18 protein-coding genes are annotated in these 24,740 nt (G+C 36.4%); 5 read left to right on the forward strand and 13 right to left on the reverse strand.

Annotation, left to right across the window (positions count from 1 at the left end):
• Positions 1-456 precede the first annotated feature (456 nt).
• Positions 457-1,011, forward strand: coding sequence for an NADPH-dependent FMN reductase (locus FD46_RS01780; RefSeq protein ID WP_057895473.1), 555 nt, complete (start codon positions 457-459; stop codon positions 1,009-1,011).
• A gap of 566 nt (positions 1,012-1,577) precedes the next feature.
• On the forward strand, positions 1,578-2,057 hold the full coding sequence (locus tag FD46_RS01785; RefSeq protein ID WP_057895676.1) for a Dps family protein: 480 nt from the start codon (positions 1,578-1,580) through the stop codon (positions 2,055-2,057).
• A 165-nt stretch (positions 2,058-2,222) separates the two neighbouring features.
• On the opposite strand, the gene FD46_RS01790 is transcribed toward FD46_RS01785, so the two are convergent.
• From FD46_RS01790 to FD46_RS01805, 4 genes are all read right to left on the reverse strand, one after another.
• A complete protein-coding gene (locus FD46_RS01790; protein WP_057895474.1) occupies positions 2,223-4,067 on the reverse strand; it encodes an ABC transporter ATP-binding protein in 1,845 nt (614 codons plus the stop codon).
• On the reverse strand, positions 4,067-5,797 hold the full coding sequence (locus FD46_RS01795) for an ABC transporter ATP-binding protein (protein ID WP_057895475.1): 1,731 nt from the start codon (positions 5,795-5,797) through the stop codon (positions 4,067-4,069). Before FD46_RS01795 ends, FD46_RS01790 begins: the two co-directional genes overlap by 1 nt.
• A 13-nt stretch (positions 5,798-5,810) precedes the next feature.
• Positions 5,811-6,452 (reverse strand): TetR/AcrR family transcriptional regulator, encoded by a 642-nt coding sequence (locus FD46_RS01800; protein ID WP_057895476.1) that lies wholly within the window; start codon positions 6,450-6,452, stop codon positions 5,811-5,813.
• Positions 6,453-6,560: 108 nt separating this feature from the next.
• Positions 6,561-7,418, reverse strand: coding sequence for a fructosamine kinase family protein (locus FD46_RS01805; RefSeq protein ID WP_187329010.1), 858 nt, complete (start codon positions 7,416-7,418; stop codon positions 6,561-6,563).
• A gap of 207 nt (positions 7,419-7,625) precedes the next feature.
• Here FD46_RS01805 and FD46_RS01810 point away from each other — a divergent pair, with 207 nt between their 5' ends.
• The gene (locus tag FD46_RS01810; RefSeq protein ID WP_057895478.1) at positions 7,626-9,029 is read left to right on the forward strand and encodes an NAD-dependent succinate-semialdehyde dehydrogenase; all 1,404 of its coding nucleotides are present in this window, start codon (positions 7,626-7,628) and stop codon (positions 9,027-9,029) included.
• A gap of 273 nt (positions 9,030-9,302) precedes the next feature.
• On the opposite strand, the gene FD46_RS01815 is transcribed toward FD46_RS01810, so the two are convergent.
• Positions 9,303-11,570: an ATP-binding cassette domain-containing protein gene (locus tag FD46_RS01815; protein WP_235805526.1), complete on the reverse strand. Its 2,268-nt coding sequence runs from the start codon at positions 11,568-11,570 to the stop codon at positions 9,303-9,305.
• 554 nt (positions 11,571-12,124) lie between these two features.
• Here FD46_RS01815 and FD46_RS01820 point away from each other — a divergent pair.
• Positions 12,125-12,991 carry a DegV family protein gene (locus FD46_RS01820; protein WP_057895479.1) on the forward strand — a complete coding sequence of 289 codons (867 nt, stop codon included), beginning with the start codon at positions 12,125-12,127 and terminating at the stop codon, positions 12,989-12,991.
• 204 nt (positions 12,992-13,195) lie between these two features.
• On the opposite strand, the gene FD46_RS01825 is transcribed toward FD46_RS01820, so the two are convergent.
• From FD46_RS01825 to FD46_RS01860, 8 genes are all read right to left on the reverse strand, one after another.
• Entirely contained in the window at positions 13,196-14,416 is a 1,221-nt protein-coding gene (locus tag FD46_RS01825; RefSeq protein ID WP_057895480.1) for a DUF2075 domain-containing protein, read from the reverse strand.
• A gap of 169 nt (positions 14,417-14,585) precedes the next feature.
• Complete coding sequence (locus FD46_RS01830; protein WP_057895481.1) at positions 14,586-15,779, reverse strand: hypothetical protein; 1,194 nt, start codon at positions 15,777-15,779, stop codon at positions 14,586-14,588.
• Positions 15,780-15,793: 14 nt separating this feature from the next.
• Positions 15,794-17,224: an oligosaccharide flippase family protein gene (locus FD46_RS01835; protein WP_057895482.1), complete on the reverse strand. Its 1,431-nt coding sequence runs from the start codon at positions 17,222-17,224 to the stop codon at positions 15,794-15,796.
• Positions 17,225-18,340, reverse strand: a complete 1,116-nt coding sequence (gene glf, locus FD46_RS01840; protein WP_057895483.1) for a UDP-galactopyranose mutase — start codon at positions 18,338-18,340, stop codon at positions 17,225-17,227.
• A gap of 529 nt (positions 18,341-18,869) precedes the next feature.
• A complete protein-coding gene (locus FD46_RS01845) occupies positions 18,870-19,607 on the reverse strand; it encodes a DUF4422 domain-containing protein (protein ID WP_057895484.1) in 738 nt (245 codons plus the stop codon).
• A gap of 84 nt (positions 19,608-19,691) precedes the next feature.
• Positions 19,692-20,339 (reverse strand): sugar transferase, encoded by a 648-nt coding sequence (locus FD46_RS01850; RefSeq protein ID WP_057895485.1) that lies wholly within the window; start codon positions 20,337-20,339, stop codon positions 19,692-19,694.
• Positions 20,340-20,825: 486 nt separating this feature from the next.
• Positions 20,826-21,692 (reverse strand): homoserine kinase, encoded by an 867-nt coding sequence (gene thrB, locus FD46_RS01855; protein WP_057895486.1) that lies wholly within the window; start codon positions 21,690-21,692, stop codon positions 20,826-20,828.
• Between the two features lie 11 nt (positions 21,693-21,703).
• Positions 21,704-22,993, reverse strand: coding sequence for a homoserine dehydrogenase (locus FD46_RS01860; RefSeq protein WP_057895487.1), 1,290 nt, complete (start codon positions 22,991-22,993; stop codon positions 21,704-21,706).
• Between the two features lie 213 nt (positions 22,994-23,206).
• Between FD46_RS01860 and thrC the strand changes: the two genes are divergently transcribed.
• The gene (gene thrC / locus FD46_RS01865) at positions 23,207-24,700 is read left to right on the forward strand and encodes a threonine synthase (RefSeq protein ID WP_057895488.1); all 1,494 of its coding nucleotides are present in this window, start codon (positions 23,207-23,209) and stop codon (positions 24,698-24,700) included.
• Positions 24,701-24,740: the final 40 nt, after the last annotated feature.

The following is a 24,740-nucleotide window of genomic DNA, read 5'->3' on the forward strand; positions in this document are numbered from 1 at the left end:
TAAAAAGTAAAATAGGAATTATTCTAAACAAAAATTATTTGAGTACAAGTTTCTAATTAATTGGCTGCTTTCTGTTATATATTTAATCAAAGTGATCATTTTCGTATCATATTAATCTAAAAAATCAGCAAAAATTCGTTATTCTTTATTCACACTTTATTCAAACTTCTCGCTTAGCATATAAGTATAGTCTTGATGAACATCCGCTCCCCCAAGAGTATTAAGATGAATATCAGACTACCAAATTCTACTTTTTCTACTCCCTTTCTCCGCAGTTCCCCCAAGACTGCGGAGTTTTTAATTTACTTTTTTCAAAAAGTCAATTAAGCATTTACTCTTATTTATCAAATTTCTTTCAAACGGGAAGCACTCAAACATAATTTGTTGCTTTTTAGATAAGAGATGTTATAGTTAAATTATAAATTATTTACTTACAAAAAATAAGGAGTGTTTCAAATGACAAAAACAGTTGGTTTAATCGTAGGCAGTTTACGCAAAAACTCTTTCACCCGTGCAGTGGCCGAACAAATGGCAGCTTTCTTACCAGAAGACTATGTTGTAAAGGACATCGAAATCGGCAAGCTGGATCTTTACAACCAGGATTTGGATGATGAAAACCGCGTACCGGAAAGCTGGCAGAATTTCCGCGCGGAGATGAAAACAGTCGATGCAGTTATTTTTGCAACACCGGAATATAACCGTTCAGTTCCAGGTGTACTTAAAAATGCCATTGATGTCGGTTCTCGTCCTTATGGAGAAAGTATCTGGGACAAAAAGCCAGCAGTTGTTTTGAGTGTTTCTCCGGGTGCAATTAGTGGTTTTGGTGCAAATCATCATCTTCGCCAATCTTTAGTGTTTTTAAACATGCCAGCATTACAGCAACCAGAATTATACATTGGTAACGTCACAGAATTACTTGATGATAACTTAAAGATTAAAAATGAAGGTACATTAAAATTCCTTGCCGACGCAATGAATACTTTTGCAGATTTCATTGAACGTCTTTCTTAAAACGACAGGTATACCATTTTTTATGAGCAATCTGTGATTGTAAACTTGAAAGTTCTTACCTCAGAAGCTTTAGTGTGTGCAGTAAGTTAGAACCAAGACCAGAAGTTCTTAAGTGATGACGGAAATTTTTATGTACTCTGGAGTTGCTTAACTGTGAGTAATTTGTGGCCCAGATAAAGCAAACCTGACCGTTGGGACTGCAAGACAGCAGCAAAAAGGATCGGCTAAAATATAAATTTTATCCCGGTACCGAATTAAAACTATATATTTAATACTTATTCAGGGGCTTGGTCAAAATATAATTTTTGATCTAGCCCCTTATTTTAAGCTGTAATTCGCACATTAACGTTTCAACAGTCAGCTCTTTCCACTTAACTACGAATTATTCATAGTTAAATTCAGACTATGTTCATAATTCGCTGTTAACGCTCAAAGTCTAACGACTATTGATACACTCCCTATTTTTTCACGCTAACATTTTTCGAGAACTTATTGTTTGATTGTGAAAAAGTTTCAAAGTATAATAAGTATGAAGTAAATCTAGAAAAAGGCAGGTTTTTTGAATGATGAACATAAAAGAATATTCGTATCCGAAAACATTAACTCAGCTTAATCAGCTTCTAGCCGACCTTTCACAGTTGAAGAATAATGTACAACAGGTTCACTGGTATATGCGCGGTCATAACTTCTTCAGCCTGCATCCGCTGATGGATGAATATTCAGAACAGCTTGCTGAACAAACTGATACTTTAGGTGAACGTATTATTGCTTTGGGCGGCTCTCCATTTGCTACAATTAAAGAATTTATCGACAACACCGGGTTGCCTGATGAAAAGATAAGCTTCGCTGAATTCACACTGCCGGAACTGATAACTCGGCTGCTCAAACAATTCAAATACTTGCGTGACCAGTATCAAAAGGGAATTGAGATTACAGATTCAGAAAAAGATTTTCCAACCCAAGATATTCTAAACGGCTACAAGAGCGACTTAGATAAGATAATTTGGATGCTCAGTGCATACTTAAACGAAGACCCGCTTGATTAAGCCTTAATTAACAGATATTTCATAAGAACAACAGTAATTAGTTGTCCCATGTCTAAATTACAAATTAACTTTAAAATCGCAAAAACTCCAGTTGCTATGACAATATGAGTGTTTGTTCACTCTGACTTAAAGCCGTCATATTAACTGGAGTTTTTTGTCCTGTTTTTATACTGGACTAGTTGTAAATTGACTATTATATAAATCTGCATAGAAACCATTCTTATGCATTAATGCATCATGATTTCCAGCTTCAATAATTGCACCATGGTTCATTACAATAATTTTATCAGCATCCCGAATTGTTGAAAGACGGTGTGCAACAACAAAGCTGGTTCTTCCCTTGAGTAATTTATTCATAGCCTTTTGGATCAAGGTTTCGGTTCTAGTATCCACTGAACTTGTTGCTTCATCTAAAATCAAGATTTCAGGATCAGCTAAAAACGCACGTGCAATTGTCAGCAATTGTCGCTGTCCTTGTGAAATGTTAGAAGCTTCTTCGTTCAAGATAGTTTTGTAGCCCTTAGGGAGCTGGCGGATAAACGAATCAGCATGAGCTGCCTTGGCTGCTTTCAAAACTTCTTCTTTGCCAGCACCCTCTCTGCCATATTTAATGTTATCGTAAATGGTTCCTGTAAAAAGCCAAGTATCCTGAAGAACCATTGCAAAATGTTTGCGTACTTCACTTCTAGGAAGGCTTCGTGTCTCACGACCGTCTAAGCGTAAAGTTCCTTCTTGGATGTCGTAAAAACGTTCTAATAAGTTGACCAGTGTGGTTTTCCCAGCTCCCGTTGGCCCCACAATCGCTATCTTTTCACCTTCAGCAACTGCAAGGTTCATGTTTTTGATGAGCTGCTGCTTACCCTGATAACCAAAAGCTGCATTTGAAAACTCAATTTTATAATCCGAATCCGTTTGATCGGGCTGTAAATTTTTGCCCTTTTCCATCTCTTCTTCATCAAGAACTTGAAAAATTCGTTCCGCAGAAGCAACCGTTGCCTGAATGGTATTGGCAATATTTGCAATCTGAGTAATGGGCTGAGTAAACTGATTAACATATTGCAAAAAAGCCTGTACATTACCCAAAGTTAAGTTGCCTTTAGCTACATTAACTCCACCAACTACGGCTACAAAAACGTAGCCTAGGTTCTTCACAAAATTCATTACCGGCATAATCAAGCCGGAAATAAACTGTGCTTTCCAAGAAGATTTATAATAAAGCGCATTTTGTTTACTAAATTTTTTTAAACTATCTTCTTCTTTATTAAAGGTCTTTAAAACTGTATGCCCTGCATAGCTTTCCTCAACCTGATCATTCAAAAGGCCTAAACTTTTCTGCTGCTTCGCAAAATATTTCTGTGAACGTGGTGCAATTATTGCGATCACTAGAATAGCCATTGGAACAGTTATACATGCTATGAGTGTCAACTGCCAGCTGATGGTAAACATCATCAGTAATACCCCAAAAAAAGTTACTACACTGGTTACCATCTGTGCAAGGCTTTGCTGCAGTGTTCCTGCAATATTATCCATGTCATTAACAGCACGAGACATAATATCGCCATTAGAATGCGTATCATAATAGCTAATCGGCAGACGCTGCAACTTATCTTTCAGGTCTGCACGTAATCTGAAGACAATTTTTTGTGAGATATTGGCCATAATCAGTTGCTGAAAAAGCCCTAACCCCGCTGAAAGAAAATACATTATCCCAACAGTCAGTAAGATCCCCTTGATCTTGTCGAAGTTAATTGGAATCGGTCCTCCTTGACCATTTGCTTGCATCCGACGGTACTTAATCACACTATTGAAGATTTCAGTAGTTGCTTCTCCCAATATTTTAGGCGAAATAATCTGAAAAATAACAGAACCGATTGCAAATACAAATACAAAAAATAAGAACCATTTCCAAGGAGCCATATATTTGCATAAGCGCCATGCCGTTTGCCAAAAATTTTTAGGCTTATCGACTGTTCTTCCAATGTTTCGTGCTGGTCCTCCATGCTGCGGCATTATATCTCCTCCTCTTTCAGCTGAGAATGCATGATTTCACGGTAAGTTTCATTACCAGCTTTTAATTGTTGGTGGTTCCCTAACCCTACTACTCGTCCTTCATCCAGAACTAAGATTAAGTCTGCTTGTGTAACAGTTGCAATTCTTTGAGCAACTATAATAACAATACTTTCACTGGTATGAGGATCAGCCTTCAAGGCTTGGCGCAATTTAGCATCTGTTTTAAAATCTAATGCAGAAAAAGAATCATCAAAAATATAGACGTCAGCGGGCTTAATTAATGCTCGTGCAATCGCTAGCCTTTGTCTTTGTCCTCCTGAAAAGTTCGCGCCATTTTGTTCAACACCAGCGTCTAAACCTTCTGGCAGTTCCTTAACAAAGTCTTTAGCTTGTGCTACTTCGAGCGCATGCCACATCTCCTCATCACTTGCATCCGGTTTTCCAAAATATAAGTTGCTGCGAATAGTTCCCTTAAAAAGTACCGCCCTCTGTTGTACAAACGAAATAATTTTTCGCAAATCACTTTGCCTGCTCTTTGAGATGTCATTTCCATCAAATAAAATTACACCACTTTCAATATCGTATAAACGTGGCAGCAAGTTTACCAATGTCGACTTACCGGATCCGGTACCGCCTAGGATTGCTAGTGTCTGTCCAGAAGTCAGCCGAAAATTAACATTTTGCAAGACTTTCTTTTCAGCGTTTTCGTATCTGAAATCAACCTGTTTGAATTCCAAAGTATGCACCTTTTTCTTCGGAAATTTTTTAGGAGCGGACACATCAATAATCGAAAAGTCAGTGTCAAGGACCTCATTAATTCGTACAGCTGCTGCTTGAGCACGAGGGATAAAAACAAAGATCATAGAAAGCATCATAAAACTAAAGAGGATCATAGCTGCGTAGGTCATAAACGAAACCAGATTTCCCACTTCCATACTATTAGTCGCAATTAAATTTCCCCCGGTCCAAATAATTCCGATATTAGTAAAATTTAAAATAAGGATCATTAAAGGAAACATCAATGAAACCAGACTGAATGCTTTGATGGCCGTATCCGTATAGGAACTATTTGCCTGTTTAAACCTATCTTGTTCAAAATGATCTTGACAAAACGCACGGATCACCCTGACACCAGTCAAGCCTTCACGAAACACCAGATTTATCCTATCTATTCTTTTTTGCAAACTTTTAAATAGCGGAACTGCAAAATACATGATGCTTATAATAGCAAGTAATAATACTGGGATAGAAATAAGAAAAACGAGTGTTAACTTTTTTTCACTGATATAAGCCATGATTCCTGCGCCAACCAGCATAATCGGTGCTTGAATCATCATTCTTAAGATCATAACCATTACATTTTGAATCTGTAAAACATCATTTGTAGTGCGCGTAATTAGAGATGAAGAGCCCAGCTGATCCATCTCAAAGTTTCCAAAATGTAAAACTTTAGAAAAAAGCTCTTCACGTAACTTTGAACCCAATTTTTGCGCCTGCGTAGCAGCAAAAAAAACATTGCCAGCTGCCGCCAATACCCCGATTAGAGCAAGCAATAACATTAAACCGCCGCTGTGCCAGATGTAATCTGTATTCCCAGTAGCCACTCCCTTGTTGATCATATCAGAAGTAATTGTTGGAAGCTGCAAGTCGCAAAAAACTTGAATAATCATAAATAAAGCCGCCCCCAAAACCGCTAGAGATGATAGCCTTTTCTTAGCTAGTTTAAACATTTATCCACTCCCTTTACTGCTTTGTATTGTTCAGACATTTCACTCCATTTTCAAGCCAGTCTAATAACAAAAAACAGTATTCTTTCATTTGAATTGGTGTATCTTTTTGTCCTGCATATTGTTTTTGAAAATGCTGTCTAATTGTTCTAAAAAAAATACTGTAAATTAGTTCCAGCAAATAACTGTATTCTTCATAATCAGAAATTCGCAATTTTTCAGTTTTAGTTAACTCAAACATTTTTAAAGTTGCTCCGCCGTATTTATCATTATGAACCAGATGCTGCTGCCAGTATAAACGATAGTCATGTGCCTCTGTCATTACACGGTAATATTGTGCGTATGGTCCAGAAGTTACATCATAAATACTTTTTTCAAAAAATAAACGTGCTGCTGCAAAAAGATCTCCTTGTTCTTGCATAAGCAAATCAGCAAAGAGCTGTCTGCGTTTTTTTTGAAGTATTTCTGCAAAATACAAGTAGCAGTCTAATTTATCTTCAAAATACTGATAAAAACTGCCGCGTGCTATTTTTGCATTTTTCACAATTTCACTAATTGAAGAAGCTGCAAAACTCCTGCGCGAAAATTCGTCCTTAATCGCAACAAAGAGCTGCCTTTTCTTTGCAGGATCTAAGCGAAAAAATGTTTCTTTGGGCATTACTACACCTACTTTTTAAAAATGGCAAACCGTCATGTGACAAGGTGTCATTATAAATGAAATCATCTATTAAAGCAATCTTGAACCGTTCTGTTATTTTATAAATAATTAACTTGTTTTAATTTCCTGCAGTAGACGTGTCACACCTCCAGCATAACTGGAACCAAATTTGTTCAAGTGAAGCATTAAATAATATAAACGGTATAAGTCTAAACGTTGTTCGTATCCTTTTGTAAGAGGTAATACTTTCATGTAAGACTGATAAAATTGCTTACTAAATCCACCAAAAACGGTAGTGACACCGATATCAAATTCACGATCGCCAAAAAAAGCAGCGGGATCAATCAGGGCCGGGCGTTTGTCCGCTAAGAAAAGATAATTCCCACCCCAGAGATCTCCATGAAGCAAAACCGGCTGACTATGATGCTCTTCAAGAAGATGGATAATCTTAGGTCTGATTTGTAAATAAAAATTTTTATCTTCCTCATTCCATAACCCTTTTCGCTCTATTGCTGCTGCTAAAACATCTAGACGTTTTCCAACAAATAACTCTATCCAAGAAGTACTCCACGTATTGTCAAGTGTGATACTGGAACCAGAGTATGGGAAAGAGTAGCCGAATTTACTATTAGGGCTTTTCACCTGATGCAATTTTGCAACAAGTCTACCCAGGTCAGCTTGTGATCCATTGCCCTGTTCCAAATAATTTAAAAGAAGGTATGCATCGCTGTTAATACGGCCATTTGCAATAACTTCAGGAGCTAAAACTCCAGCCCTTTTGAAATCATTCAGCCCCGCTATCTCACCTTCATAAAAAGACTTGTCGGCCTGTGGCTGAACCAAAAGAAAGTAAGTCTTCTCTTTGGTTTGTACACGATAAGCCTGATTAACATCCCCGCCTCCGACTGCTTGAACATTCACAATGTTTTTTAAAGGTAATTGCTGCAACCATTCTCTTTTCAAAATTGGTACCTCCCAATAAAAAATAAAATTCATCCAAAAATAATATTGACCTCATCCATTAATTATATTACTATCTATTTGTAAACGGCATATAGTATTTGTCTTACTACTATTCTATGCCTTTATTATTATCAAACTAATAATTTGCTTTTGAAAAATAGTTGGTCATATACTGAAACTGGAATAAATAACCAAGAGGGGGTTTTTTTATTGGCTTATAAAACTATTAATCCATATACAAACGAAGTAGTTAAAGAATATCCGACCGCATCTGCTTCAGAAATTGAAACAACTTTAAAAAAGGGGGATAAACTCTACCGGGAGTGGCGCAAAGAACCGGCTGCAAACCGTGCTGAAATGCTGCACAAAATTGCAGCACTATTGCGCAAAAACTCAGAAAAGCTTGCTAAAGTCCTTGTTATCGACATGGGAAAGTTAATCAATGAAGCTCGTGGAGAAGTCGAATTATGTGCGATCATTGCTGACTATTTTGCCGATCATGGTGCTGAAATGCTCAAACCGACATCTCTATCCTCAAAGGCTGGAAACGCACATGTCGAAAAAGATTCTTTAGGTGTCCTATTGATGGTTGAACCATGGAACTTTCCTTACTATCAAATTATGCGTGTTTTTGCGCCTAACTACATGGTTGGAAATCCTATGATTTTAAAGCATTCTTCAAATACACCAAGTTCAGCAGCAGCATTTGAAAAGGTTGTTAATGACGCAGGTGCTCCGGCTGGAAGCTTTACTAATCTTTTCCTCAGTCATGAACAAGTAACCAAGGTAATTGCAGACCCACGTGTCCAAGGAGTTGCCTTGACCGGCTCAGAACAAGGCGGTAGTGTCGTTGCAGAAGCTGCTGGAAAATATCTGAAAAAATCGTCCATGGAACTAGGTGGAAATGATGCCTTTGTCATCTTAAATGATGCCGATCTTGATCAGGTACTCAAAGTTGCTAAGCGGGCAAGAGCTTATAATGCCGGACAAGTCTGCACCTCATCAAAACGATTTATCGTTGCAGATAATTTATATGATGAATTCTTAAAACGTCTGGGTGAAGATTTCAAACAGTTAAAACCTGGTGACCCGATGAACGAAAAGACTACACTGGCTCCTTTATCAACGGCAGCTGCAAAACAGAAGCTGCAAAAGCAGGTTGATGACGCAATTGCTGCTGGTGCAAAACTTTATCAAGGAAATCACCCAATCGACCTTCCCGGACAATTTTTTGAACCTACTATCCTGACGGATATTACTCAAGACAATCCGGCATATTACGAAGAAATGTTTGGACCGGTTGCACAAGTTTATCGCGTTTCAAGTGAAGAGGAAGCAATCAAATTAGCTAGTGATTCTCATTACGGTCTTGGCGGGATTGTTTTTGCCGGTGATCCTAAACATGGTGAAGAAGTTGCAAGCCAAATTGAAACAGGAATGGTTTTTGTCAACACAGTTTTATATACTCTTCCTGAACTTCCATTTGGCGGTATCAAACGTTCCGGTTATGGACGTGAAATGAGCAGTTTGGGCTTAAACGCTTTTGTTAACGAAAAGCTGATCGTTTCTGTTGATAAACCAGACCTTGGAAATGCTGCCGGCGCATTATTCTAATAAGCTGTGATGTTAACTATTTAAATAGTACAAATAATTTTATTTTGAAAAAAGCGTTAAAAAAATCTATATTAAAAGAGACTGGATCAGAATGTAATTTTGATCCGGCCTCTTTTTTTATTTTGAAAAACCTGCATGCTTCAGACATTCAAACTTATCTTCTAAACACTAATTATGCACAGCAGAAGTTGCTATTAATGCTCGTTTTTATCACATTTTTATCTCTTAAAATATCCTGAAAACATGTTAAAAGTACACAGCATGTCAAAACAACTATTTGCAGTATTCTCTGAGTGCTGCTCCAGTACGTGAAAGTTCAGCTTCCATTGAATCTTGCGGCTTACCGCTGTACATCAACTTGCCACCATAGGCTCCTGCTCCTGGGCCAATATCAATCAGCCAATCTGCTGCCATAATGACGTCTAAATTATGTTCAATCAAAACAACAGAATTCCCTTGAGCTACAAGTTCATTAAACAACCGCAAAAGTTTGGCGATATCCTTCATGTGCAAACCAGCAGTAGGTTCATCAAAGAGATAGATCTCCCCTTTGTTGTCAAGTTCAAATGCCAGCTTTAACCGCTGCAGCTCTCCTCCGGATAAGGTAGTGAGGGGCTGCTCAAGTGTTAAATAATCTAAGCCAACTCGTTTTAATTGGATTAATTTGTTACTGATCAGCTCTTCTTCTGCAAAAAATTCCAGAGCTTCCCTTACAGAAAAATGCAAAACTTCTGCAATATCTTTACCCTGATAGTGATATCTCAGCGCCTCTTTACTATATCTTTTACCTTTGCATAGTTCACATATCTGAACAACAGGGTCCATAAAAGCCATGTTGGTAATTGTCACACCCTTGCCTTTGCACCTTGGGCATGCTCCCTTGCTATTATAACTAAAAAGTTGGGTCGAAACTTTATTAGCTGCACCGAACAGCTTTCTAATAGCAGGCAAAATATCAAGATAAGTTACCGGTGTAGAACGAATGTTAATTCCAACACGATTCTGTGAAAAATCGACGTATGGCTGCTTTAATTTTTTCTTAATGGCAGCTACCAGAGAACTTTTCCCTGAACCGGCTACACCTGAAATAACAGTCATAACTCCTAAAGGAACATCAACATCTATTCCCTTAAGATTATGCAATCTAACATTCGACAAGCGCAATACTCTTGAAATTTTTCTTTTTCCAGTAAACTGCTTTTCTTTTTTTAACCATCGGGCTGTTAAACAATCGGAAGAAAGCATTTCTTGAAGAGTACCCTTAAAAGTGAGCTCTCCGCCATCCCTGCCGGCAGCAGGACCCAATTCAACAACATAGTCTGCAAAAGCAATAACAGCAGGATTATGCTCAACAATAATAATTGTATTTCCATTATTTTTCAGCTTCTTCAAAGCACGTTCCAACAACTTGATATCATGAGGATGCAATCCCACACTTGGTTCATCCAATACGTAAACAAGGTCAGAAAGCGAGCTCGTTAAATACTTGGCAATCTTTATTCTTTGAGCCTCGCCACCTGAAAGAGTTCCTGTTTGACGTGCAAGAGTTAAATATCCCAGCCCAATATCAATAAGTGCCTGAACCTTAGTTTGTAGCTGACGAATCACTTCTGCAGCAAGAGGCGCTTGGATGTGATCAAGAAATTTAAGTAGCTCGACTAAGTCTAATTGTGAGACTTCAGCAATATTCTTGCCCTGGATATGACATGTCAATGATTCTTTTTTGAGCCTTGCTCCATGACATAGAGGACAAGTGCGCTTTGTAACAACATCATTAATCGCTGCCTGATGATGTTTGCCTTCTTTACTGTATAGAATAGAACGTTTAATCCGTGGAACCAGTCCCTCATATTTAGCAGATTTATACCAAGAAGCTGGGGGATTTTTCAATTTTTGCTGAGGAGCATGCATCAGCAGTTCATATTCCTCATCCGTATACTGAGCAATCGGTTTATCATTATCAAAGAGCCCACTGTTAGCATATCGTTTCCAACGCCAAGTCTGCGGTCCAAAACTGACAAATGTAATTGCGCCTTCATTGAGCGACTTTTGCAAGTCAATAAGCTTATGTTCATCAATATCATCGATATACCCCAAGCCTTCACACCGCGGGCACATTCCCTGGGGCAAGTTAAAAGAAAATGTATCTGAATAACCTGAAAAAGGCTGCCCGATACGTGAATAAAGCAGACGCAGCAATGAGTATATTCCAGTATAGGTTGCAACCGTAGAACGGGCATTGCCAGCCAGTTTTTTTTGTTCTATCACAAGAGCAACCGGTAAATTGTTAATCTTTTGGACATGCGGCTGACCAAATTTTGGCAGATACTGCTGAGTAAAACTAGGAAAAGTTTCATTCAATTCCCTTCTTGAAAGTGCAGCTAAAGTGTCAAATACAAGTGATGATTTGCCTGAACCGGACAAGCCTACAAAGACACTGATTTTCTTTTTAGGAATCTTAAGGTTGACATGCTGCAGATTATTTTGCTGCGCGTTATAAATATCAATTGATCCATTTTCAAAAATATCCTGTTTATCCACTTCTACCCCTCCATATTCAAGTCTTATTCTCTCACAAAACAAGTTGGAAAGTGTTACACTTTTTTGCCCCAAATAAGCTATACTTGTTCCACTAAAACTGTTTTAGAAAAAACACCGCAATCTTTTACATTTCTTTAATACTTTAATAAAAATTAAAATGTATCATCATAAATAATTCATATTTTAGCAGTATTATTTATTTGTAACCTAGTAAATATATCTTTCCCTTTCCTAGTAAGGTTCAAATAATTTTCCCCCTAAAAAAATTCGTTGAACCTTACAACGTAAGTGTAAACAAAATGCTCCCCAAGCATATTTACTTTTGCACTTACCTAAACGGTATGTTCTTAACAGAACATACCGTTTTTTTTCGTTTTATAAGAATACAAAAAACTGTGTTCAACTTTTATTTCTGGTATACTTTAGTTAACGTAAGTGTATCATACCTAGACATACGTTTTATGTTTGGTTGAATACCAAACTATAACGTGTATAATAAACATGTAAAATTAATTTTCAAGACTGGAAACCACGAACTAAGGAGTTTAACGAGAATGACAAAAGCCATAAAAATACTAACTGATTCATCTGTACAATTAACAGCTGAAGAAATAAAGAAGTATAACATCCATATTATTCCTCTTTCTATTGAAATTGAAGGTAAAACATATATCGATGGCGTTGATATTACACGTGCAGAACTTATCTCTCAGCTCCACGACAAAAAGTTTCCTAAAACAAGTCAGCCTGCTTTAGGAAAATTCGTCGAAACATATGATAAACTAGGTGCTGATGGCAGCGAAGTATTGGCAATTGTTCTTTCCGACGTTCTTAGCGGGACATTTGAAACAGCACAAACAGCGGCTAAAATGTCTCAAACAGCGGTCACTGTTATCAATAGCAAATCAACAGATCGAGGGCTTGCTTATCAGGTACTTGCGGCTGCCAAGGATATCCAAGACGGGAAAACAATTCCTGAAATACAAAAACACTGTCTTGAGATCTTTAAAAAAACCCGCGTGAATGTTTTAATTGATAGTCTTGATTACCTTGTAAAAGGAGGGAGAGTCAGCCGCTTTGCCGGAGCTGTAACTAAATTGATTAATTTAAAAGTGATAGTTGAATTGCGTGAAAAAAGTCTGGACGTAGTCGTTAAAGGACGCAGCCGCAAAACTTTTGTTAAATTTTACGAAAAGCTTGCTGCTTACCATTCAGAAAAAAATCCGATTCTTGATCTCGCACTTTCTCATGTTGATGCAGATAAAGATTTTCTAGACCGCATCAGACAAACACTCCTTAATGGCAACAAGAATGCAGCTTTCCTGGAGAATTTAACAAGCCCGATTATTATGACGCATACCGGGCTTAATGCGGTGGGAATAATTACCTTATCCGAAAATGAAGAACCTGCAGAACTTTAGGCTTATTTAGCCTCTAATACAAACTCAAAGAACTATGACAAAACATGAATTTTGCCATAGCTCTTTTTAATTATCTTGCAATATTGTGTCAAAAACGTCAATCAAAACTGATAATAACAGTTAATACTTAACACATACAAAATAGGTAATATACCTTTACCCTTAGTATTACCATAGTACAATGTCAAAATCGTGTACTCTAAATCAGATGGTTTTCAGTTTCATAAGTTTTGTCCGCAACTTTTCATCAGCTGCAAAAATATAAAGCCCCTTGCGTGCACGAGTCAACAAGACATACATAGCATTCAGCATAACTTGCTCTTTAAATTTTTGCAGTTTTTCTGTTGAATCTGCCTGCTGCTTCAATCCATTAAATGCAGCCTGATCCTCATAAAACTCAGGCCTCAACAGTAAACAATTTCTTTGTTCGTCATAACTCACACTTGGACCGAGAATTACACCTGCATAGTTAAGATCGAAACCTTGTATTGTATAAACGGATCCGACTTCAGCTACAGTATCTTTTCGTTCTGCCCACGGCAGTTTTTCAGTAGGCTTACTTCTATCCCAACGAATCCTCAGGTTACCAGCTGTAACAAAATAATCTTTACCATCTAAGCGATAAGGATAATCGTATGTAGCAAGTAATCTGCTTAAACCTACTTCACGGTCATGTTTCTTAATTAATGTATACATTTGCTGAGCATTATCCACAATACGGAAATCAAATTTCTGTTTATGCGGAAATGGCATGATCATTTTATTCGTAAATGCTGTAAGCCACTTTTTAACATCAGGTTCAGCTTGTACTCTAAACTGCGCAGTCAGCTTAAAAATCTGCACGTCACAGCTTTTTGTTATCTGTGCAAGCCTTTTAGAAGTCCATAAGCTTTTTCCCTTTAAAACTTGATTAACATCAAAGACCAAAATAATGACCCGGCTGTATTTAATAATTTCCTCCAACTGATTGTCATGTTCAAAGTGATTATAGCGGTCTTTTTTAGTTAAAAGCAGGTGAGCTTCATCTATCAAAACAATATCTGCCGTTTTTCCTTCTTTTTCCATTCTATTAATAAAAGTTGTTGGCCGCTCAAATTCTTTTTTTAAAAGGTAATGATCAGTACCGGCAACATTTTTGTACAGCTTTAACATTTCCGGATGATTAACCAATAAATAATTTTTAGTATTGTAAAGTCCAGATTCCTTTTGAACTTTGACTTTTTTTTGCAATTGTGAAAAAAGAGAACTCATCACTAGGCTTTTCCCTGTTCCAGCGTTGCCTTCGACAATGAAAATGCGTTTTCTATCGCAATTGTGCTGTTTTTCGCAAAAAGCAAGTATTTCTTTTTTTAGGTTCAGCTGTTCTCTGGTCAAATTTTTAGAAGGAGCAATCTTTTTTACTGCTTCATTATCATTAACAATCATTTCTTATTTCCCTCTTACTCACTTGAAATTAAGTCGTTACTTTACCTATTTTCAAAAAAATCACATAAATAACAATTAAACAAGACAGTTTTTTGTTAAAAACAGTAAACGTTTTTATTTATTCTTTTAACACAAATATCTAGACTTTTTCAATGTAGTAATTCTGCACTTAATACTCAGCGTGTGACCAATAAGTGAGGTCTGCCAACGCCCCCAAGAACAAAACATTAAAAGCAAGTTCAAGTAAATGCTGATCAATTACAGAACTTAAAATCAGCAAGGCCATTCCAATCACAAGCGGATAAGCTTTTACTTTAAAAAAGCGTCTGTAACAGATATAAAAAAGAAATCCAAGAGCAACAAATGCCAAAAAGCCTTCCATCATTAAAACACGGATAAACGAAGAATCAATATAAAAATATTGAAACGGCGTCTCATGTAAACCGCCATTCCCCATTTGAAAAACATATTGTCCGAAAAAGGGAACATTATAATTTTGAAAAGCAACATGTCCATAAGTTAACCGACCCGAAAGCAGTTTATTAGCTATTTCAAAAAAATGATTATGTGGGATAAAAGTATACGCTAATATGATGTTAACAAAAACAAAGGCTCCTAAAATAGCAGCGACTGTCTTACTGCCAAGGTACTCCAGAAGTTGAACAACCCTTTTATAAAAAGCAACTAGCAATAAAACCAGTACCATTAAGGCTAAATCTAACCTAGTATCGGTAACAGCGTATGTAATAACAGTAATTGCTATCCATGAGACATATTCAGCAAGGCTAAAATGAAAACGTTTAAGCATCACGTATGCCAGTAGCAAGTAGAATACTCTGGCTGCTAAATCTGTAGGATATATAGTTCCAAGCGCATACCTGACAGTTGCTTCCATATGACGACCAATTGACAAATTAATAATTAAACCCGTCAGCGAAGCTGCAATTGTAATCAGCAGCAACCCTGCAATTGTAAAGAGGAAAACCTTAAGCAGCCGTTCAAGACGAATATTTTTTGCTCCTAGAATAAATAGATAGTAATAGAAATAATAAAATTCTCCGGAGCTTTTACAAATTTCCCAGAAAATAATCCCTAACAATGTAAATATAAGCAGTTTTTCTGCTTTCCAGCCATCAAAGATAAAAATCTTTGCAGCCACCAGCAATCCTGCCAACTCTATTAGGCGAGGTGCAAGAACCCAAAATAACGGATTAGAATGGCCAAACATGGTCATATTTATAAAGTTTGCTGCTAAATAGAGCATGAATGAAAAAACATAGAGTCTTTCCGAAAAAAAACCTCTTTTTAATGCATTAAAGTTTGTAACTTGAGTATTCAATTTTCCCTTTAGTATATTAGACATAGATTCCACCTTATTTACTTACGTACTCTATAGTTTTCAATTATACTGCGAATCTTTTTTAAAATTGTTGGCCGTAAAATTAAAAGTACAACTATATAAATAGTAGTCCCCAATAATACCTGCATCAAGATTGCGAGTATCCCGAAATTCTGTATACTATTAACTTTAAAAACTGCCAAAAACATGATAATTCCGGCAATTAAATACTTAGGCACGTTAACAAATAATTCTCTAAATTTAACTTGCCCCCGAATTTTCCATAACTGGTAGCCCGTCACCGCCAGTTCAGACAACACCGTGGCAAATACCGCGCCCTGCAATCCAAAAAGGTAAATTAAAGGTACATTTGCAATTATGTTAACAATTGCTCCCATAATAACTGAAGTTGAATAACTCTTAATTTGATTTGTCGGTAATAAATACTGCTGCCCAATTACATTACTCCATCCAATCAATAAGATAATCGCAGATTCAAGCATCATTGCATTCCCTACAGGTTGGAATTCCGCTCCATAAAACCAAGGAGCAAATTTAACCGCTAATGCAGCTAGACCGAAAGTTAACGGAACTGTCAAAAAAGAAACAAAATCAAAAGACTCACTCAAGTAATACTTAACACGCTTATTGTCTCCCTTAGAAAAAGCATTTGCTACATGTGGCAGCATCACAGTTCCAGTAGCCGTCGCCAAGGAAAGAACCACCCTGACAATATTATCAGAACGATCAAAAAAGCCAGAATAATCCGAATTAATTATTAAACCCAGCATTGTCTTATTCAGTACCAAATACACCTGAATTGCGATCTGCGGTACAAAAAGAATAACTGCCGGACGTAGATGCTTAAAGATATTTAGTTTTTTCCAATCAACTGCTGTAACTGTTTTTTTCAAGTATGGCCATAAAGTCAAATTACCGAAAAAGATAGATCCTGCAAGGATCAAAATATACTTGCCTGTATCGCCTGCATCTTTTACAAAAGTAAAAATCAAAATAACAGATAAAACTTTCACTAGAGTGTTACGAATAACTGTTTTCTTAAAATCTTCAAGTCCCATAAACAACCACGAAATGTCTATACCTGCTGCAATGATATATATAGATTGCAGCAACATATAACTGCGGTATTCATGATAAAAAACCAAAAACAAAAGAAAAACAGCATATGCTATTGTAACTGTTAAAGCTTTAAGAATTGCTATCTCCCAAAAGGTCTGGGATAACTTCTGTCTATCATCACGAACAAAAGCTATTTCTCGGTTACCATAAAGACCAATCCCAATGCTGCCGAATAATACGAAATATTGAATCAAAGAGTTCGTAAATGAGTTGATCCCTACTCCGTTTCTCCCTAAAACCCGTGTAATATATGGGCTGGTGATCAGCGGCAAGATCATCGCCAGTATCTGATAACCGGCATTATAAAAATAATTACGAAAAACTTTCATCTAATCACCAAGTTCGAGTTTAACAACGTTCAAAGCCGCACTAATAACTTGGTCCATATCATAGTAACGATATTGTCCCAAACGTCCGCCAAAGATTACATTACCTGCTTCTTTGTCAGCTAATTCTTTATACTGCTTATAGAGTAAATTATTTTCTTTATTATTAACAGGATAGTAAGGCTCATCGCCACGCTGCCAATTCTTTGGATATTCACGTGTGATAATTGTCTTCCCTTTATCCCCTTTGCCGAATTCAAAATGTTTGTGTTCAATAATACGAGTATATGGTGTTTTTTCATCTGTGTAGTTAACCACAGCATTACCTTGGTAATTATCTGTTTCCAGCTCTTCAGATTCAAAACGCAGGCTGCGATATTCAAGCTCACCTAGTCGATAGTCAAAGTATTCATCAATCATTCCTGTAAAAATAATATGGTCATATTCTTTCAAATATTCTTCTTTACGATCAAAAAAGTCTACACCTACTTGCACAGAAATCAAATCACTTGCAAGCATCTTTTCCACAATCTGAGTATAGCCGCCAATTGGAATTCCTTGGTAGTCATCATTAAAGTAGTTATTATCATAAGTTAGTCTAACTGGAAGCCGTCTGATAATAAAGGCAGGCAAATCTTTAGTAGAGTGCCCCCATTGTTTTTCCGTGTAACCCTTAATAAGCTTTTCATATATATCAGTTCCAACAAGTGAAATTGCTTGTTCTTCAAGATTTTCAGGCCGCTTACCCTTTAAAATAGCCCTTTGTTCATCAATTTTCTCTTGTGCTTGTTGCGGAGTTACTACTCCCCATAACTTGTTAAAAGTATTCATATTAAATGGAAGATTATAGATCTCGCCATGATAATTGGCTACAGGGCTATTCGTATAACGATTAAAAGGTGCAAAATGGTTTACATAATCCCAAACTTTTTTATTTGAAGTATGAAAAATATGTGCACCGTATTGATGAACTTGAATGCCATCTATCTTTTTAGTATAGACATTTCCTGCAATATGGTTACGCCTTTCAATGACATCTACCCGATTACCTCTTTTTGCCGCTTCATAGGCAAAAGTTGCTCCAAAAAGCCCAGCCCCTATTACTAAATATTTTGACATAAAACTAAACCTCCATTTTTAAATACTGCCCTTAAACTTCTTTATTTTTAATTGAACTGTCTTTGCTGTCTTTGCTGCCATGCCTAAACTGACATTTTGAATAAGTGAAAAAGCATAACAATTCATGGATATAATATTTTTAAAACTCTTACACCATCACTGAATAACATTTTACCAGTATAACATCAAAAGTAAAATAGAATTAAAAAAGAGCTTTGCACTTATTATAGAAATTATTCATGAGTTTCTAATTCCACAGTGCTCATATATTATTTTAAATACAAGTCTAAAAATACATAGAGAAACATTTCATCAACAGCTTATATTACTTCTGATTTCATACGCGACAAGAAAATATTCCCTTTCTTGTACTTTAATTAATTTTACTTTATAACATACTTCAACAGTTTGTTTCTTTTCCTCTTAAAAGAATTATGTCGTTTAAAACAAAAAAGCAAGTCTCTATGGACTTGCCAAAATTACATTAGCACATGGATAATTTCTAGATCTAACGCAAGGAATGTTTTTTCTATGTTTTATCACTTAACCCAAATTTTCTCAGCAAAAACCTTGTAATTTTTTTAATCCAGTGTTGTTTGCCAATAAACATTACTGGTAATTCTTTATAACTAACTTTATTTTTTTCAAACCAAACATCAAGTAAAACTTCACTGATAAAGCCAAATATTCTTTTTTCATATTCAGAATAATCTGAAATATCCACCCTTTTTTCGACTTCAAACAAAATTTCAAACAACCATTTTGTATATGCATCAAACACAGTAGAACGTGTAATCAGCATGTTAAACATATGGACACTTTTTCTTCGCACAACTTCATCAAAAACTGGAAGATAATCTGGAAATTTTTCCCTGATTACTTCTCTTGCAGCCTCAAGGCCTTCAATATGATGTGCATGCTTATAATGCGACCAGGATGTCTCAATATAATAATTTCTCTTAGTAGGTAAAACTGCATCATAATCACTTAAGATTTTATCTAACAGTTCAGCAGTCAGCACATTCTTTAACTTTTCATCAGCAGAACTAAAAAACCTTGTTCTTCCATTTGAAAAATAGCGACGATAATGTACTAAGCCCTTAACATCAGCTTTACGATTTTTCCATGCCCAATATTGAGCAGTCAATTCACAGTAATTTGCATTCTTCTGCGCAATGTTTTCACCAGTATTGTCCCTTTCAAAACCTTGAAAGTTCTCAGAGCTTCCTCCAACTTGTACTGGGAGATAAATTTTCTCTTTGGGCATTTTTACTTTCTTATGACTAACTATATATATTTCTGTTTTCAATCAGATCCAACTTTCTCAGTATCTATCCGTTCAACCGAATCATTAATAAGCTCCATCACCCTTAAAAATGGTAACGATATTCTTGAATAATATCTTAATATCAAAAAAAAATGAAGCATGATCTACATAATAAAGTTCATATTTGCACCTTTCAGGATATTCAATATTACTTCGCCCTGATGCTTGCCAATACCCCATTGCTCCAGGTGTTACAGAAAGAAACTTCTTTACTTGATTACCATATTCACTCAACTCTTCCATGATAATTGGTCGAGGACCGATCAATGTCATCTCACCTTTAAAGATATTAATAAACTGTGGTAGTTCATCAACTGAAGATTTACGCAAAAAACGACCCAAAGCGGTAATCCTTGGATCAAGCTCTGCTGGCAACTTGTAGCTATTTTGAACATACATTTTATATAGTTTCTTATCACTCTTAAGTTTTTTATCAGCATCAACAATCATAGAACGAAATTTATAAATGTAAAACTTTTTTCCATTCTTCCCAACACGTTCTTGCTTGTAAAATAACGGTCCCTTGTTTTCTCCAAAACGGTAAACAATAAACATTACCAAAAACAAGGGGAGCATTATCAGCAGGGCAAGCGTCGAAATAATAATATCCAGTACTCTTTTACTGAATAGATAAGCGCTATGCTTCCCCAGCCTAGTAGCTTCATGAGCCATTTTATTCTCCTCTATCGTCTAAATGCAATTAATAATTTAATCTTTACCCTTTTTAGTGTCAAAAATAACACTTCGGTAAAAGTGTACATATATTGTATTATAATACGAATATGCTGTTTTAGCAATTTAAGGAAAGTACAGCAGCACTTCTAAAAGTCATTATAACGTTGCATACTTAAAATTGGACTAATACCAAGGACTTGTATTTAACCAAAAAGACACAGTTAAACGTACTAAACTGCATTTTTGTACAAGCTATAGAATTTGTTAACGCACGTTGAAATTTTCGCTGTCTCTGTTCTTTCGTACCCTTAAAAGTATAGTCCTTTCTATAAGTTTAATAGCTGTATATAACATATTTCCCCTTAAAAGAAAAATTAGTTCAAAGAACTGGATTAGCCAGCGCCTCAAACTAAATTTAACATTATATTTTTAAATTAACTAAACTTTTAATTAGCTTTTTACAAACTAAGCACAAATACTCCCCTAACTGATCTGCAAACCTTGTTCTACACAATTTAATGTAAGAGCTTCTCCAAACTTAAGTTGTCTATTTAACGCCTGCACAAATAAAAATTTATCTTCAAAAGCCACAAGAGTCATTACTGTCGGCCCTGCTCCGCTCAAATACGTGCCATAAGTTCTATAATTTTGTGCTATTTTTCTAATTTTATCAAGATCTGGGACTAGTTTACGGCGGTAGCCTTCGTGAAATTGGTCCTTTTCTAACAAAAATTTAACTTTATCAAGCTGATTTGTTAGAAGCGCTCCAATCAGAGTATTCGCAATACTGCTGCCTGCCACAGCTTTCTTGAAGGACAGCCTCTGTGGCAGAACTTCTCGACTCTTGCTTGTCAAAAGCGGTTCTTGCGGCACATATGCAACTAGTGCTACCTTCGGAAAGTTCAATTTTACACTGATTGCTTTTCCCTCAGTATAAGTAGAAGCAACAAATCCTCCTAATATTGCAGGCGCCACGTTATCAGGATGTCCTTCGAGTTCTGTTGCAAACTGTACCTTTTCTTCCAAAGAAAGCTGCAAATTTCCAAGCCGATCTGCCAATTCTATCCCTGCCACAATTGCTGAAGAACTACTGCCTAATCCACGGGCAAGCGGAATTTCTGAGACTACTCTAAGACGATGAGGAGAAAGTCCCGGTGCAAGTTTCAAAGCAGTCTCTACAATCATATTCCTTTTATCGTGGGGTATTCTTCCCATTTCATGAATTACTTCCCACTTTGAAGTTTTTTCTTCTACTATAAGTGTTAAATAACAGTCCACTGCAATTCCGAGTGAATCAAACCCTGGTCCAAGGTTTGCACTTGTTGCCGGAACCTTGATCTTTAAAACCATCTTCTGACTCCTTATTGTTGTCCAGGTAGAATTTTATACGCTGCTATTACACTAATTTCTTTTAGTTTAGAAATACCATTAAGAATAGCATCCAACTGTGATTCAGAAACCTGATGCGTTGTCATCACTACCCTAGCATTTTCTTCATCTAACTCAGTCTGAATTATTAAGTGGAAACTGGCATTTATTTCTGACATTATGCGGGTAATCTTAAGCATCTGGCCCGGACGATCTTTAACTTTTAATGAAATGTAGTAAGGATAAAAAACATTTTCTTTACTTGCTGTCTTTCCTTCTTGAGAAAATTCATTAAACCTGCTTCCTGTTGTCTTCATAACAATATCCTTAGTAACTGCAATGATATCACTTAAGACACTGTTTGCTGTCGGCAGCTCTCCTGCTCCAGGACCATAAAACATTGTTTCGCCTACTGCCGCACCTGTAACTAAAACCGCATTATTTTCGTTTTGCACTGCTGCCAGCGGTTGGCTTGCAGGTATCAGTACGGGTCCAACAGAGACGCTAATACGTTTATCAATCAATTTTGCAATCCCTAGCAATTTAATTTTGTAGCCGAGTTCTTCTGCTTGTTTAATATCTGCAAGTTCAATTTTTTGAATACCAGTTGTTTTAATATCAGTGAGGGTAACATTCATTCCAAACGCAAACTGTGTCAAAATAATCATTTTATATGCAGCATCAATTCCTGCAACATCGTTTGTAGGATCTGCTTCGGCAAAGCCCAGTTTCTGAGCAGATTTCAAAGCCTCATTAAAGGAAACATTATTTTGGCTCATTTGTGTCAAAATATAGTTTGTTGTGCCATTAACGATCCCCTTAACTTCAATAATCCTATCAGCTGCAAATGAGCTGACTATTGTTCTCAAGATTGGAATTCCACCAGCGACGCTTGCTTCATAAAAAAGGTCACAGTGATTTTTATCTGCAAGTTCAGCCAACTGTGATCCATGAATTGCAATTAAATCTTTGTTAGCTGTAATAATATGTTTTCCTGCTCGCAAGAGACGTTCAATGTAATCCTTTGCTATCTCTACTGTTCCCATAACTTCGACTACAATCTGAATATCAGGGTCATTAATCAAGTCATTGATATCAGTGGTAACAGTAATCCCAGATAAATCGACATTTCTTTTTTTATCAGGATTGTGCACAACAGCTCTTTTAATCACGAGTTGTCGACCCGTAATACCTGAGATTTTTTTTTGATGGTCCTTTATAAGTTTTATTACGCCGCTCCCAACAGTTCCTAACCCCAAAATACCGATATTTATGGCCTGCATATAGTACCCTCCTGTTTTCTTGTTGAAACCATTCTATCATAAAAATTTAATTTTCTGCTTATTAACTTTAAAAAGACTTCATTTCTAATTTTCATAGTTGATTTCATTAGTCTTTGCAACTTCTTTAGAAAACTATCACCATTTTTTTATTTATGGTATTCTTCTTATAAGCGAGAACAATTATTCAACAGTCAAGAAGGAGAGAGCGTCCACATGAAAATACTTTACCGTAGTACTCGGGGTAAAACTAAAGAAACAGTTTCTGCATCAAGTGCTATTTTACAAGGCCTCAGCCCTGATGGCGGATTGTATGTTCCTACTTCTATCCCTAAAATCACCTTTCCACTAGATGATCTGCCCAATTTCAGCTACCAAGAACTTGCATATCAAATTTTGAAATTATTTTTCAGCGATTTTACTGAAACAGAATTGCGTTCTTGTATCACAAAGGCATATGGAAAAAATTTTGATACTCCTAAAATTGCTCCTATGTCTTATTATGAGGGACTGGGCTTCCTTGAACTTTTTCATGGGCCGACAATTGCTTTTAAGGATGTTGCACTTCAGCTACTGCCTCATTTAATGTCCGTTGCTGCTTCAAAAAAAAGTGAAAAAAAAGAAACAGTTATTTTAACAGCTACTTCTGGTGATACTGGAAAGGCAGCACTTGCTGGATTTGCAAATGTCCCGCATACCAAAATAATTGTTTTTTATCCTAAGCACGGTGTCAGCTTTATTCAGGAAAGACAAATGCTGACTCAGCAAGGAAAGAATACTTTTATATTTGGTGTAGATGGTAATTTTGATGATGCACAGACAAGGGTCAAGAAAATTTTTAACGACACTTTACTTGAAAATGATTTGGCCAAAAACGGTTACCGTTTTTCTTCTGCCAACTCCATCAATATTGGCAGACTATTTCCTCAAGTGGTTTATTATTTCTATGCCTACAGCCAATTACTGAAGGATCATAAAATCAAGCCTTATGAAAAAGTAAATTTTAGCGTTCCCACAGGAAACTTTGGTAATATTCTTGCTGGTTATTATGCTAAAAAGATGGGCTTGCCTGTCAATAAACTCCTGTGTGCCTCAAATAAAAATAACGTTTTAACAAAGTTTTTTAATACTGGTCTTTATGATAGAAAACGGCCTTTTTATGTAACATCTTCTCCGTCAATGGATATCTTAATTTCAAGCAATTTGGAAAGACTACTCTTTTATCTGACCAAAGAGGACCCCCAAAAGACAAGTACCTTTATGAAACAGTTAGAAGAAGAGGGAAATTATACGATTACTTCTCAAATGCGCTCACAGTTAAAATCGTTTTATGCTAACTTTGCTAGTGAAGATAAAACAGCAGCTGAAATTGATCGTTTCTTTTCAAAAGACAAAATAGCCCTTGATCCGCATACAGCAGTTGCTTCTTATGTAGCAAGAAGTTTTCAAGATACAACAGAGGATGAACATTTTACCATTGTAGTTTCAACTGCCAGCCCTTATAAGTTTGCACAAGCGGTTCTTGTCGGATTGCATGATCCTAACGCATTCATTCCCGGCTTAGAAGCTGTCACTGCACTACAAGGCAAAATTCACATTCCGCTTCCGCCAACAATTTCGCGTCTTTTTGATTCGCCCATTCGTGCTAAAAAAGAAATCAAGCCTCACGAAATGGAAAGAACAGTGAAAAAAGTTTTAGGGCTAAATTAGTCTTCTAAGGATTCAGAGTGTGTACTTAGCTTTTATATGT

The organism is Liquorilactobacillus oeni DSM 19972 (assembly GCF_001436275.1).
Taxonomy (GTDB): domain Bacteria; phylum Bacillota; class Bacilli; order Lactobacillales; family Lactobacillaceae; genus Liquorilactobacillus; species Liquorilactobacillus oeni.

Excerpts from the sequence above, each read along its gene's own strand:
- FD46_RS01820 (WP_057895479.1), top strand. The coding sequence starts at position 12,125 with ATGACAAAAGCCATAAAAATACTAACTGATTCATCTGTACAATTAACA.
- glf (WP_057895483.1), bottom strand. The coding sequence starts at position 18,340 with ATGTCAAAATATTTAGTAATAGGGGCTGGGCTTTTTGGAGCAACTTTT.
- FD46_RS01780 (WP_057895473.1), top strand. The coding sequence starts at position 457 with ATGACAAAAACAGTTGGTTTAATCGTAGGCAGTTTACGCAAAAACTCT.
- FD46_RS01835 (WP_057895482.1), bottom strand. The coding sequence starts at position 17,224 with ATGAAAGTTTTTCGTAATTATTTTTATAATGCCGGTTATCAGATACTG.
- thrC (WP_057895488.1), top strand. The coding sequence starts at position 23,207 with ATGAAAATACTTTACCGTAGTACTCGGGGTAAAACTAAAGAAACAGTT.
- FD46_RS01860 (WP_057895487.1), bottom strand. The coding sequence starts at position 22,993 with ATGCAGGCCATAAATATCGGTATTTTGGGGTTAGGAACTGTTGGGAGC.
- FD46_RS01845 (WP_057895484.1), bottom strand. The coding sequence starts at position 19,607 with ATGCCCAAAGAGAAAATTTATCTCCCAGTACAAGTTGGAGGAAGCTCT.
- FD46_RS01825 (WP_057895480.1), bottom strand. The coding sequence starts at position 14,416 with ATGATTGTTAATGATAATGAAGCAGTAAAAAAGATTGCTCCTTCTAAA.
- FD46_RS01850 (WP_057895485.1), bottom strand. The coding sequence starts at position 20,339 with ATGGCTCATGAAGCTACTAGGCTGGGGAAGCATAGCGCTTATCTATTC.
- FD46_RS01830 (WP_057895481.1), bottom strand. The coding sequence starts at position 15,779 with ATGTCTAATATACTAAAGGGAAAATTGAATACTCAAGTTACAAACTTT.
- FD46_RS01790 (WP_057895474.1), bottom strand. The coding sequence starts at position 4,067 with ATGCCGCAGCATGGAGGACCAGCACGAAACATTGGAAGAACAGTCGAT.
- FD46_RS01800 (WP_057895476.1), bottom strand. The coding sequence starts at position 6,452 with ATGCCCAAAGAAACATTTTTTCGCTTAGATCCTGCAAAGAAAAGGCAG.
- FD46_RS01795 (WP_057895475.1), bottom strand. The coding sequence starts at position 5,797 with ATGTTTAAACTAGCTAAGAAAAGGCTATCATCTCTAGCGGTTTTGGGG.
- thrB (WP_057895486.1), bottom strand. The coding sequence starts at position 21,692 with ATGGTTTTAAAGATCAAGGTTCCGGCAACAAGTGCAAACCTTGGACCA.
- FD46_RS01785 (WP_057895676.1), top strand. The coding sequence starts at position 1,578 with ATGAACATAAAAGAATATTCGTATCCGAAAACATTAACTCAGCTTAAT.